General features: G+C 62.6%; 9 protein-coding genes. 5 read left to right on the plus strand and 4 right to left on the minus strand.

Annotated elements, in window-relative coordinates:
- The first annotated feature begins 2 nt into the window (after positions 1-2).
- The 4 genes from gltB to JFU57_RS09945 all read left to right on the plus strand — a co-directional run bounded on the left by gltB (position 3) and on the right by JFU57_RS09945 (position 7,732).
- A complete protein-coding gene (gene gltB, locus JFU57_RS09930) occupies positions 3-4,451 on the plus strand; it encodes a glutamate synthase large subunit (protein ID WP_078469459.1) in 4,449 nt (1,482 codons plus the stop codon).
- 124 nt (positions 4,452-4,575) lie between these two features.
- Positions 4,576-5,994 (plus strand): FAD-dependent oxidoreductase, encoded by a 1,419-nt coding sequence (locus JFU57_RS09935; RefSeq protein ID WP_201129134.1) that lies wholly within the window; start codon positions 4,576-4,578, stop codon positions 5,992-5,994.
- A gap of 189 nt (positions 5,995-6,183) precedes the next feature.
- Positions 6,184-7,251: a uroporphyrinogen decarboxylase gene (hemE, locus tag JFU57_RS09940; RefSeq protein WP_078469461.1), complete on the plus strand. Its 1,068-nt coding sequence runs from the start codon at positions 6,184-6,186 to the stop codon at positions 7,249-7,251.
- Positions 7,252-7,384: 133 nt separating this feature from the next.
- Positions 7,385-7,732 carry a YgiW/YdeI family stress tolerance OB fold protein gene (locus tag JFU57_RS09945; protein WP_078469462.1) on the plus strand — a complete coding sequence of 116 codons (348 nt, stop codon included), beginning with the start codon at positions 7,385-7,387 and terminating at the stop codon, positions 7,730-7,732.
- 94 nt (positions 7,733-7,826) lie between these two features.
- Here JFU57_RS09945 and JFU57_RS09950 read toward each other — a convergent pair whose 3' ends face one another.
- Positions 7,827-9,095: an MFS transporter gene (locus JFU57_RS09950; protein ID WP_201129136.1), complete on the minus strand. Its 1,269-nt coding sequence runs from the start codon at positions 9,093-9,095 to the stop codon at positions 7,827-7,829.
- A gap of 122 nt (positions 9,096-9,217) precedes the next feature.
- Here JFU57_RS09950 and JFU57_RS09955 point away from each other — a divergent pair, with 122 nt between their 5' ends.
- Positions 9,218-10,126: a LysR family transcriptional regulator gene (locus tag JFU57_RS09955; protein WP_201129138.1), complete on the plus strand. Its 909-nt coding sequence runs from the start codon at positions 9,218-9,220 to the stop codon at positions 10,124-10,126.
- Positions 10,127-10,141: 15 nt separating this feature from the next.
- Here JFU57_RS09955 and JFU57_RS09960 read toward each other — a convergent pair whose 3' ends face one another.
- The 3 genes from JFU57_RS09960 to JFU57_RS09970 all read right to left on the minus strand — a co-directional run bounded on the left by JFU57_RS09960 (position 10,142) and on the right by JFU57_RS09970 (position 11,812).
- The gene (locus tag JFU57_RS09960) at positions 10,142-10,579 is read right to left on the minus strand and encodes a hypothetical protein (RefSeq protein WP_020297415.1); all 438 of its coding nucleotides are present in this window, start codon (positions 10,577-10,579) and stop codon (positions 10,142-10,144) included.
- Positions 10,580-10,846: 267 nt separating this feature from the next.
- Positions 10,847-11,293, minus strand: a complete 447-nt coding sequence (locus tag JFU57_RS09965; protein ID WP_078469465.1) for an excinuclease — start codon at positions 11,291-11,293, stop codon at positions 10,847-10,849.
- A gap of 72 nt (positions 11,294-11,365) precedes the next feature.
- On the minus strand, positions 11,366-11,812 hold the full coding sequence (locus tag JFU57_RS09970) for a hypothetical protein (RefSeq protein ID WP_078469466.1): 447 nt from the start codon (positions 11,810-11,812) through the stop codon (positions 11,366-11,368).
- Positions 11,813-11,814: the final 2 nt, after the last annotated feature.

Consider the following 11,814-nt stretch of genomic DNA (forward strand, 5'->3'; position numbering starts at 1 on the left):
CTATGAAAGCAGGTCTGTACCAACCAGATGAATTCAAGGATAACTGTGGTTTCGGCCTGATAGCCCATATGCAGGGCGAACCCAGTCATACCCTGTTGCAAACGGCCATTGAGGCCCTGACCTGCATGACCCACCGCGGTGGGATCAACGCAGACGGCAAGACCGGCGACGGTTGCGGTCTGCTGATGCAAAAGCCCGATCTGTTCCTGCGCGCCATCGCCAAGGAACACTTCGGCAATGACCTGCCCAAGCAGTACGCCGTGGGCATGGTGTTCTTCAACCAGGATCCGGTAAAAGCCCAGGCTGCTCGCGAGAACATGAACCGCGAGATCCTGGCTGCCGGCCTGCAATTGATCGGCTGGCGCAAAGTGCCAATCGATACCAGCGTGCTCGGCCGCCTGGCCCTGGAGCGCCTGCCGCAGATCGAACAGGTGTTTATCGGTGGCGAGTCCTTGAGCGATCAGGATTTCGCGATCAAGCTGTTCAGCTCCCGTCGTCGCTCCTCGGTGGCCAACGCCGCCGACACCGACCACTACATCTGCAGCTTTTCCCACAAGACCATCATCTATAAAGGCCTGATGATGCCGGCCGACCTGGCCGCCTTCTATCCAGACCTGGGTGACCCGCGCCTGCAAACCGCGATCTGTGTGTTCCACCAGCGCTTCTCCACCAACACCCTGCCGAAATGGCCGCTGGCCCAGCCATTCCGCTTCCTCGCCCACAACGGCGAGATCAACACCATCACCGGCAACCGCAACTGGGCCCAGGCCCGTCGCACCAAGTTCGCCAACGACCTGATCCCGGACCTCGAAGAGCTCGGCCCGCTGGTCAACCGCGTGGGTTCCGACTCTTCCAGCATGGACAACATGCTGGAGCTGATGGTCACCGGCGGCATCGACCTGTTCCGTGGCGTGCGGATGATCATTCCGCCAGCGTGGCAGAACGTCGAGACCATGGACCCGGACCTGCGTGCGTTCTACGAGTACAACTCGATGCACATGGAGCCGTGGGACGGTCCTGCCGGTGTGGTCATGACCGACGGCCGTTATGCCGTGTGCCTGCTCGACCGTAACGGTCTGCGCCCGGCGCGCTGGGTCACCACCAAGAACGGTTTCATCACCCTGGCTTCGGAAATCGGTGTCTGGAACTACCAGCCTGAAGACGTGATCGCCAAGGGCCGTGTCGGCCCGGGTCAGATCTTTGCCGTGGACACCGAAACCGGGCAGATCCTCGACACTGACGCCATCGACAACCGCTTGAAGTCCCGCCATCCGTACAAGCAATGGCTGCGCAAGAACGCCCTGCGCATCCAGGCGACCATGGAAGACAACGACCACGGTTCGGCTTTCTACGATGTCGACCAGCTCAAGCAGTACATGAAGATGTACCAGGTCACGTTCGAAGAGCGCGACCAGGTGCTGCGTCCACTGGGCGAGCAGGGCTACGAAGCGGTCGGCTCCATGGGCGACGATACGCCGATGGCCGTGCTGTCCCAGCGCGTGCGCACGCCGTACGACTATTTCCGCCAGCAGTTCGCCCAGGTCACCAACCCGCCGATCGACCCGCTACGTGAAGCCATCGTCATGTCGCTGGAGATTTGCCTCGGTGCCGAGCGCAATATCTTCCAGGAGTCGCCGGAACACGCCTCGCGCGTGATCCTCAGCTCGCCGGTCATTTCCCCGGCCAAGTGGCGTTCGCTGATGAACCTCGACCGCCCGGGCTTCGAGCGTCAGATCATCGATCTGAACTACGACGAAAGCCTTGGCCTGGAAGCGGCGATCCGCAACGTGGCCGATCAGGCTGAAGAAGCCGTGCGCTCCGGCCGCACCCAGATCGTCCTCAGCGACCGTCATATCGCACCGGGCAAGCTGCCGATCCACGCCTCCCTGGCCACTGGCGCGGTGCACCACCGCCTGACCGAAAAGGGCCTGCGTTGCGACTCCAACATCCTGGTCGAGACCGCCACTGCCCGCGATCCGCACCACTTCGCGGTATTGATCGGTTTTGGCGCTTCGGCGGTCTACCCGTTCCTGGCCTACGAAGTGCTGGGCGATCTGATCCGCACCGGTGAAGTGCTGGGCGACCTCTACGAGGTGTTCAAGAACTACCGCAAGGGCATCACCAAGGGCCTGCTCAAGATCCTGTCGAAAATGGGTATCTCGACCATCACTTCGTACCGCGGTGCGCAGTTGTTCGAGGCCATTGGCCTGTCTGAGGAAGTCTGCGAGCTGAGCTTCCGTGGCGTACCAAGCCGCATCAAGGGTGCGCGCTTTGTCGACATCGAAGCCGAGCAGAAAGCCCTGGCAGCCGAAGCCTGGAGCCCACGCAAGGCCATCCAGCAGGGCGGTTTGCTGAAGTTCGTCCACGGTGGCGAGTACCACGCTTACAACCCGGACGTGGTCAACACCCTGCAGGCCGCTGTGCAGCAGGGCGACTACGCCAAGTTCAAGGAATACACGGCGCTGGTGGACAACCGCCCGGTGTCGATGATCCGCGACCTGTTCAAGGTCAAGGTCCTGGATACCGCGCTCGACCTCAGCGAAGTCGAGCCCCTGGAGTCGGTGCTCAAGCGCTTCGATTCCGCCGGGATCTCCCTCGGCGCACTGTCGCCCGAGGCCCACGAAGCCCTGGCCGAAGCCATGAACCGCCTGGGTGCGCGTTCCAACTCCGGTGAAGGCGGCGAAGACCCGGCGCGTTACGGCACCATCAAGAGCTCGAAAATCAAGCAAGTGGCCACCGGTCGTTTTGGTGTCACCCCGGAGTACCTGGTCAACGCCGAAGTGCTGCAGATCAAGGTGGCCCAGGGTGCCAAGCCCGGTGAGGGCGGCCAGCTGCCAGGCGGCAAGGTCAACGGCCTGATCGCCAAGCTGCGCTATGCGGTTCCGGGCGTGACCCTGATCTCGCCACCGCCGCACCACGACATCTATTCCATCGAAGACTTGTCGCAGCTGATTTTCGACCTGAAACAGGTCAATCCCCAGGCGCTGGTCTCGGTCAAGCTGGTGGCGGAAGCCGGCGTTGGCACCATCGCCGCTGGCGTGGCCAAGGCCTATGCCGACCTGATCACCATCTCCGGCTACGACGGCGGCACCGGCGCTTCGCCGCTGACGTCGATCAAGTACGCGGGCGCTCCGTGGGAGCTAGGCCTGGCGGAAACCCACCAGACCCTGCGCGGCAACGACCTGCGCGGCAAGGTCCGGGTGCAGACCGACGGCGGCCTGAAAACCGGCCTCGACGTGATCAAGGCCGCGATCCTCGGCGCCGAAAGCTTCGGCTTCGGCACCGCGCCAATGATCGCCCTGGGCTGCAAATACCTGCGCATCTGCCACCTGAACAACTGCGCCACCGGCGTGGCGACGCAGAACGAGAAACTGCGCAAGGATCACTACATCGGCACCGTCGACATGGTGGTGAACTTCTTCACCTACGTCGCCGAAGAAACCCGCGAGTGGCTGGCCAAGCTCGGCGTGCGCTCCCTCGAAGAGCTGATTGGGCGTACCGATCTGCTGGAAATCCTCGAAGGCCAGACCGCCAAGCAGCAACACCTGGACCTGACGCCGTTGCTGGGCAGTGATCACATCCCGGCCGACAAACCGCAGTTCTGCCAGGTGGACCGCAACCCGCCGTTCGACAAAGGCCTGCTGGCCGAGAAGATGGTCGACATGGCGAGGTCGGCCATCAACGACCTCAGCGGCGCCGATTTTGCCCTGGATATCTGTAACTGCGACCGTTCGATCGGTGCGCGGATCTCCGGTGAAATCGCCAAGCTCCACGGCAACCAGGGCATGGCCAAGGCGCCGATCACGTTCCGCTTCAAGGGCACCGCAGGCCAGAGCTTCGGCGTATGGAACGCCGGTGGCTTGAACATGTACCTGGAAGGCGATGCCAACGATTACGTGGGCAAGGGCATGACCGGCGGCAAGCTGGTGATCGTTCCGCCCAAAGGCAGCGTGTACAAGACCCAGGACAGCGCGATTATCGGCAACACCTGCCTGTACGGCGCCACTGGCGGCAAGCTGTTTGCCGCAGGTACGGCCGGCGAGCGGTTCGCGGTGCGCAACTCCGGTGCCCACACCGTGGTTGAAGGCACGGGCGATCACTGCTGCGAATACATGACCGGTGGTTTCGTCTGCGTCCTGGGCAAGACCGGTTACAACTTCGGCTCAGGCATGACCGGCGGGTTCGCCTACGTGCTCGACCAGGACAACACCTTCGTTGACCGGGTCAACCACGAACTGGTGGAAATCCAGCGAATCAGCGGCGAAGCGATGGAGGCCTATCGCAGCCACCTGCAACGTGTGCTGGACGAGTACGTCGCGGAAACCGACAGCGAGTGGGGACGTAATCTCGCCGAGAACCTCGATGACTACTTGCGTCGTTTCTGGCTGGTCAAACCCAAGGCGGCGAGCTTGAAATCTCTGCTCACCAGTACTCGTGCCAACCCGCAATAACGACGCAGCTGCAAGCGGCAAGCTTCAAGCCGCAAGTTAACAGCAGTGCGCGATATGCCTGCACACGTGATTGTCTTGCAGCTTGAAGCTTGTAGCTTCGAGCTGCTGCTAAGAGGTTTTGATAATGGCCGAACGTCTGAATAACGACTTCCAATTCATCGAAGTCGGGCGTAAAGACCCGAAGAAGAAACTGTTGCGTCAACGCAAGAAAGAGTTCGTGGAAATCTACGAACCGTTCAAACCCCAGCATTCGGCCGACCAGGCCCACCGCTGCCTGGGTTGCGGCAACCCGTATTGCGAATGGAAGTGCCCGGTGCACAACTTCATTCCCAACTGGCTGAAGTTGGTGGCCGAGGGCAACATCCTCCAGGCCGCCGAGCTGTCGCACCAGACCAATACCCTGCCGGAAGTCTGCGGCCGCGTTTGCCCCCAGGACCGGCTGTGCGAGGGTGCCTGCACCCTTAACGACGGTTTTGGCGCGGTGACCATCGGTTCGGTGGAGAAGTACATCACCGACACCGCCTTCGCCATGGGCTGGCGTCCGGACATGTCCAAGGTCAAGCCGACCGGCAAGCGCGTCGCGATCATCGGCGCCGGCCCGGCAGGCCTGGGCTGTGCCGACGTTCTGGTGCGCGGCGGCGTGACCCCGGTGGTGTTCGACAAGAACCCGGAAATCGGCGGCCTGCTGACCTTCGGCATCCCCGAGTTCAAGCTGGAAAAGACCGTGCTGAGCAATCGCCGCGAAGTCTTCACCGGCATGGGTATCGAGTTCCGCCTCAACACCGAGGTGGGCAAGGACGTGACCATGGAGCAACTGCTCGCCGAATACGATGCCGTGTTCATGGGCATGGGCACCTACACCTACATGAAAGGCGGTTTCGCCGGTGAAGACCTGCCAGGCGTGCATGACGCGCTCGATTTCCTGATTGCCAACGTCAACCGCAACCTGGGCTTTGAAAAGTCGCCGGAAGATTTCGTCGACATGAAAGGCAAGAGGGTGGTGGTCCTGGGCGGCGGCGACACGGCGATGGACTGCAACCGCACGTCGATCCGTCAGGGCGCCAAGTCGGTGACCTGCGCCTATCGTCGTGACGAAGCGAACATGCCGGGCTCGCGCAAGGAAGTGAAAAACGCCAAGGAAGAAGGGGTGAAGTTCCTCTACAACCGCCAGCCGATCGCCATTATCGGCGAAGACAAGGTCGAAGGCGTGAAGGTAGTCGAGACCCGTCTCGGCGCGCCGGATGCCCGTGGCCGCCGCAGCCCCGAGCCGATCCCGGGTTCCGAAGAGATCATCCCGGCCGACGCCGTGGTCATCGCCTTCGGTTTCCGCCCGAGCCCGGCACCCTGGTTCGAGCAGTTCAGCATCCAGACCGACAGCCAGGGCCGCGTCGTGGCTCCGGAACATGCCCAGTACAAACACCAGACCAGCAACCCGAAAATCTTCGCCGGTGGCGATATGGTGCGCGGTTCTGACCTGGTGGTGACGGCGATCTTCGAAGGGCGCAATGCGGCCGAAGGGATCCTCGATTACCTGGGCGTCTGACGACGCCAGCGGCAAGCTGCAAGCGGCAAGTTAGAGGCGATACAGCCTCTCTCTTGAAGCTTGCGCTTGCAGCTTGCAGCTGCTCCCCTCTGTGACAAATTGCCCCCATAGACATAAAGAAACGGCTCTTGCCGTGCCTTTTGCGTCGCGCTCTGAGAAAATGCCCCCACTTTTTTTCCGGATGCCGACATGACTGCCCTGAAGAACGACCGTTTCCTTCGTGCCCTGCTCAAGCAACCCGTAGACGTCACCCCGGTGTGGATGATGCGTCAGGCTGGGCGCTACCTGCCTGAATACCGCGCCAGCCGTGCCAAGGCCGGTGACTTCATGAGCCTGTGCATGAACCCGGAGTTCGCTTGCGAAGTCACGATGCAGCCTCTGGACCGCTATCCGCAGCTGGATGCGGCGATTCTGTTCTCCGACATCCTGACCATCCCCGACGCCATGGGCCAAGGCCTGTATTTTGAAACCGGCGAAGGTCCGCGCTTCAAGAAAGTCGTCAGCACCCTGGCCGATATCGAAGCCCTGCCGATTCCGGATCCGCACAAGGACCTGGGTTATGTGATGGATGCGGTCAGCACCATTCGTCGCGAACTTAATGGCCGTGTACCGCTGATCGGTTTCTCCGGCAGCCCTTGGACCCTGGCGACTTACATGGTCGAAGGCGGCTCGTCGAAAGACTTCCGCAAATCCAAAGCCATGCTTTACGAAAACCCTCAAGCCATGCACTTGCTGCTGGACAAGCTCGCGCAGTCGGTGACGTCCTACCTCAATGGCCAGATCATGGCCGGCGCGCAAGCGGTGCAGATCTTCGACAGCTGGGGCGGCAGCCTCTCGGCGGCGGCCTACCAGGAGTTCTCCCTGGCCTATATGCGCAAGATCGTCAGCGGCCTGATCCGCGAGCACGAGGGGCGCAAGGTTCCGGTGATCCTGTTCACCAAAGGCGGCGGCCTGTGGCTGGAAAGCATCGCCGACGCTGGCGCTGATGCCCTGGGCCTGGACTGGACCTGCGATATCGGCAACGCCCGTGAGCGCGTCGGCAACAAAGTCGCCCTGCAAGGCAACATGGACCCGACCGTGCTCTACGCCAACCCGGAAGCGATCCGCACTGAAGTCGGGCGCATTCTCGCCAGCTACGGCAAAGGCAGCGGCCACGTGTTCAACCTCGGTCACGGCATCACCCCGGAAGTCGATCCGGAACACGCCGGCGCCTTCCTGCGTGCGGTGCATGAGCTGTCGGCGCAGTACCACGAGTAAGCGTCATCCGCTAAAAAACGCCCGGCCAGTGCCGGGCTTTTTTATGGGCGGGGTAAACCGATCGGTGGATTAAGTTTCAATTCAGCATCACTGGTTAACCTGGCTCCATCGAAACCCACACTGGATCACTGCCATGAAAACCCGTTATCTCGTTCTGCTGCTTGCTCCGCTGTTCAGCACCGCTGCTCTGGCTGTCGGTTACACCGGCCCGGGCGCGCACGCGGTCACCACCGTTGCCGCGGCCAACGACGCCGCAGACGACACGCCGGTGGTATTGCAGGGCCACGTGACCAAGAAGTTGAACAATGACGACAAGTACGAATTCAAGGATGCCAGCGGCACCATCACCGTCGAGATCGATGACGAGGACCTGCCGCCCGTGGCGTTCAACGAAAAGACCCGGGTCAAACTGACCGGTGAAGTCGAGAAGAGCCTGATGAAGCGCGAGATCGATGTCGACCTGGTGGAGATCGTCCAGTAACTTGCCCCGTCTTCTCAGATGCAGTCGCCCATGCCGGCGATCGGGTCCTGGCGCTCTACGCGCCGAACCCGATCGCCGGCATGGGCGTTTCAGATCACTGGGTGGCCAGTGGCGGCAGTTTCGACAGCTTCATGGCAATCAGCAGCGCGCCCACCAGCAACGCCCCGATAAACAGCCCGATCCCATTCCAGCCCCCCAGATGCCAGAACACCCCGCCGGCGGTGCCGGCGATGCTGGAGCCGGCGTAGTAGCTGAACAGGTACAGCGACGAGGCCTGGCCCTTGGCCTTGAGTGCGCGGCGGCCGATCCAGCTGCTGGCCACCGAGTGCGCGCCGAAGAAGCCGAAGGTGAACAGCAGCATGCCCGCCAATACCAGCGCCAGAGGTTGCAGCAAGGTCAGGGCGATGCCCGCCAGCATCAGCACGATGGTGCCCCAGAGCACGCGGCGACGGCCGAGCCGGTCGGCCAGGGCGCCGATTTTTGCCGAGCTGTAGATACCCGACAGGTAAACCACCGACAGCAGGCCGACCAGCGCCTGGCTCATGTGATAGGGCTCGGCCAGCAGGCGGTACCCGATGTAGTTGAACAGGGTCACAAAGGCCCCCATCAGCAGGAAACCTTCAAGGAACAACCAGGGCAGGCCGGCGTCGCGAAAGTGCATGGTGAAGCCGTCCAGCAGGCTGCGCGGGTGCAGCGAGCGGGCGCGGAAGTTGCGTGATTCGGGGAGGATCTTCCAGAACACCGCCGCCGCGATCAGGGACAACCCGCCGATCACCAGCATCGCTGTGTGCCAGCTGACGAAGTCGATCAGGACCCCGACGATCAACCGCCCGCTCATGCCGCCGATGGCGTTGCCGCCGATGTACAGGCCCATGGCCAGACCGATGTGCTGCGGGTGGATCTCTTCGCTCAGGTAGGTCATGGCCACCGCCGCCAGGCCGCTCAGCGACAGCCCCACCAGCGCGCGCATCACCAGCACTCCCTGCCAGCTTGGCATCAGGGCGCTGGCCATGGTGCAGGCGGCCGCGGCCAGCAGCGCCGCGACCATCACCGGCTTGCGGCCGACGCGGTCGGAGATCGGGCCGGTGATCAGCAAGCCGACCGCCAGCATGCCGGTGGCAACGGACAGGATCAGGCTGCTCTGGGCCGCATTGATGGAAAACTCTTTGGACAGCAGCGGCATCATCGGTTGCACGCAGTACAGCAGGGCAAAGGTGGCGAAGCCGCCGGCAAACAGGGCCAGCACGGTACGCATGAACATCGGCGTGCCGTGTTCGATGTAAATGTCACTGCGCAAAGGGAGAACGTCGTCGAGGGCGGGAGCGGGTGTTTCTTGGGCAAGTGGAGCAACGGCAGATTTCACGGGGACCTCAGGGGGGATGCGCAGCCGGTCAGGCAATGGAAAAAAGCATATAACTGGCTAATGATTCTTTCCAATATATTGTTCGACCTGTTTGATAGGTTGTACGACCTAATGGAGTCTTTATGGAATTGCGTCATCTGCGCTACTTCATCGCGGTGGCCGAAGAGCTGCATTTCGGCCGCGCCGCGCAGGCCTTGGGGATCTCCCAACCCCCGTTGAGCCAGCAGATCCAGGCACTGGAACAGGAAATCGGGGCGCGGCTGTTCGAGCGTACCAACCGTCGGGTCGAACTCAGCGAGGCCGGGCGCCTGTTTCTCGAAGAAGCACGGCTGGTCCTGGCCCAGGTGGATAAAGCCGCCGATGTGGCCCGTCGCGCGCAACTGGGGGAGTTGGGGGAACTGAAGATCGGTTTCACCTCGTCGGCGCCCTTCAATTCCAATATCCCCCAGGCGATCTTCGCCTTTCGCCAGCGCTTCCCGGCGGTGCACCTCAACCTGCGGGAGATGAGCAGCACCCAGGTGGCGGATGCGTTGGTGGACCAGTCGATCCAGGTCGGCCTGATGCGACCCTTGCCGCTGCCTGACTCTTTGAGCGTGGTGGAGTTGCTGCGCGAGCCGCTGGTGGCGGTCCTCAGTGCCAAGCACCCGCTGGTGACGGGCAGTGAGGACGGCCTGCCATTGTCGGCGCTGGCCCATGAGCCGTTTGTGTTCTTCCCGCGCAGTTATGGCAGCGGCCTGTACGCGCAACTGCTGAGCCTGGCCCGTGATGCCGGGTTCACCCCGCATTTTGCCCAGGAGGCGGGCGAGGCCATGACCATCATCGGCCTGGTGGCGGCCGGGCTTGGGGTCTCGGTGTTGCCGGCGTCGTACCAGCGCATGCGCATCGACGGCGTGGTCTATCGCCGGCTGCTGGACCCGGAAGCGGTGTCGGCGGTATGGCTGGTACAGCGCACCGATCAGGCTTCGCCGATGGCCAAGGCCTTTGTCGAATTGCTCACGCGCAAGACCGAAAGCCTGGGAGGGCGGGCCTGATCGCCGGCCGGCAGGTTATTGCAGCCGCACCAGGTCGCCGCGCAACGCCACGCCGGCCATCAGCACTCCGGCATGGCACTCGTAGGTGTTGAGGTCCTTGCGCACGTGGTGCTTGTAGTAACTGACGATGTTGGTCACGGCGTTGGCCCCGGCCTTCTTGGCAGCGGCCTGCAAGGTGATCAACGCCGATTGCAGCACCCATTCGCAGGCGTCGTTGTCGCTCTTGTTGAAGCCGTTGGTCTTTTTGTTGGTGGCGACGTCGCTTACCAGTAGGCGCATCGGTCCTGCCGGCTGGTTGCCGGCCAGGTAGAACTGCACGCTGCCGTCCAGGCGTCCGGCGCGGATCGCATCGGCCACGACTTTCTCGAAGGGCATGTACAGCAGGTTGGTGGCGTGCCCGGTGTCGGGCAGCAGGCTGAGCAGGGCAACGGCGAACAGGGCTTTGATAGGCATGGTCAGCTCCTTGACGTTGAAGGAGAACCGCGATCATCCGCCGGCCCGGAATGCGTTTGGACAAACGCCGTGACGGTCACCTCGCAGTTCGCGCGGGCTGCAATGGGTCAGCTCGCTGTTGCGAGTGTAGACCGGGATTTGCCCCGCGCCGTAGCCGCTGCCGAGGCCCGAGGCTGCGCTGGCCCTCACAGCCGCCGTGGTTGCTTTGGCTGGCGGCAGCAACAGAAAGGGCGCCCTGAGGCGCCCTGGATGTAGCAGGGGCTTGGCTTACTGCACTTTGGCCAGGTCGCCGCGCAACGCTACGCCGGCCATGACGGCGCCGGCGTGGCACTCGTAGGTCTTGGCGTCTTTGCGTTCGTTGCTTTTGTAGAAGCTGGCGATGTCGGTCACGGCATTGGCGCCGACTTTTTTCGCCGCCTGGTGCAGGGTGATCAGCGCCGACTGCAGGGCCCATTCGCAGGCCACTTCGTCAGACTTGTTGAAAGCGTTGGTTTTCTTGTTGGTCACGGCGCCCGGGCTGATGACCGAGACCTTGCCCGCTGGCTTGTTGCCGGCCAGGTAGAACTTGACGCTGCCGTCGATCTTGCCGGTGGCGATGGCTTCGGCGACGACTTTGTCGAATGGGAGGTACAGCGCGGTGTCACGGGCCTGGCTGATGCCGGGCAGGGTAGCGAGCAGCAGGGTGGCGGCCGCGGCCAGGGTCTTGATTTGCATGGTGGTCTCCTTGACGTCTAAGGGGGGCAAAGCACAAAGGTGCAGCCGCCGCCCTGGGGCGACGGCTACAGATCAGTTCGGCGCAGGGATGGCCTGGGCCGCGTCGGACAGCTGTTGCGCGGTGCGTTCGTTCTGGTTGTCACGCAGCTCGCGCAGGATGCCCTTGTCCAGCAGGCGCACCCAGCGGATGTAGTTCTTGTGGATCTTGCCGTCCTTGTAGTCCAGGTCACGGCTGTCGCGGTAGACGATCTTGTAGAAGCTGGCCGAGTACTCGATGTCGATCTCGGCATGGAATTCCTGGCGCACGGTGATCTGCGCCTGGATCAGGCCGGGGCTGATGCGTTGCACCTCCCACTTGCGGGCCACCAGGTTTTTCAGGATGGCCTGTTTGACCTGGTCCTGGTCGGCGGTGATGGTCGCCGGGATGACGCGGTTCGGGGTGTACATGCGTTTGCTGGTGCAGGAGACCGTGGTCAGCAGCGCCAGAACGATCAAGGTTGCGCGAAGCAGGGAAGACATTC

The organism is Pseudomonas sp. TH07 (assembly GCF_016651285.1).
Taxonomy (GTDB): domain Bacteria; phylum Pseudomonadota; class Gammaproteobacteria; order Pseudomonadales; family Pseudomonadaceae; genus Aquipseudomonas.

Coding starts and splice junctions, on each gene's coding strand:
- gltB (WP_078469459.1), top strand. CDS start 3: ATGAAAGCAGGTCTGTACCAACCAGATGAATTCAAGGATAACTGTGGT.
- JFU57_RS09935 (WP_201129134.1), top strand. CDS start 4,576: ATGGCCGAACGTCTGAATAACGACTTCCAATTCATCGAAGTCGGGCGT.
- hemE (WP_078469461.1), top strand. CDS start 6,184: ATGACTGCCCTGAAGAACGACCGTTTCCTTCGTGCCCTGCTCAAGCAA.
- JFU57_RS09945 (WP_078469462.1), top strand. CDS start 7,385: ATGAAAACCCGTTATCTCGTTCTGCTGCTTGCTCCGCTGTTCAGCACC.
- JFU57_RS09955 (WP_201129138.1), top strand. CDS start 9,218: ATGGAATTGCGTCATCTGCGCTACTTCATCGCGGTGGCCGAAGAGCTG.
- JFU57_RS09960 (WP_020297415.1), bottom strand. CDS start 10,579: ATGCCTATCAAAGCCCTGTTCGCCGTTGCCCTGCTCAGCCTGCTGCCC.
- JFU57_RS09965 (WP_078469465.1), bottom strand. CDS start 11,293: ATGCAAATCAAGACCCTGGCCGCGGCCGCCACCCTGCTGCTCGCTACC.
- JFU57_RS09970 (WP_078469466.1), bottom strand. CDS start 11,812: ATGTCTTCCCTGCTTCGCGCAACCTTGATCGTTCTGGCGCTGCTGACC.